Raw genomic sequence first — 356 nt, 5'->3', positions numbered from 1 at the left:
AGGTAAGTGTCTTTCTTACCTAAGAATTTACAAGTGTGGGTGCCGTATGCCCGCACTTTTTTTGCCGGGTACTATGACTACAAAATATGTTCTGAGAAAACCTTGGAGGTGGCTTACTATTAGCAAGGATATGATGATTAACGAGCAAATTCGTGCACGTGAAGTACGTTTAGTTGGTGCAAATGGCGATCAACTTGGAATCAAGTCTCGTAATGACGCTTTAGACTTAGCTGCAAATCTTAATCTTGATTTAGTATTAGTTGCTCCAAATGCGAAACCGCCAGTATGCCGCATCATGGACTACGGTAAATTCCGCTTTGAGCAACAGAAGAAAGAAAAAGAACAGCGCAAAAATC

General features: G+C 41.0%; 1 protein-coding gene. It reads left to right on the top strand.

Annotated features, from left to right (window positions below; genetic code table 11):
- Window positions 1-130 precede the first annotated feature (130 nt).
- Window positions 131-356 (top strand): translation initiation factor IF-3 (gene infC, locus KVT34_RS30015; protein WP_217563269.1); only part of this gene is annotated, 226 nt, incomplete at its 3' end.

Origin of the sequence: Paenibacillus sp. GbtcB18 (genome assembly GCF_019091125.1) — a bacterium.
Classification (GTDB): Bacteria; Bacillota; Bacilli; order Paenibacillales; family NBRC-103111; genus Paenibacillus_F; species Paenibacillus_F chitinolyticus.
The sequence above is the reverse complement of the archived record's forward strand: the minus strand, read 5'-3'. Positions and strand labels throughout refer to the sequence as shown.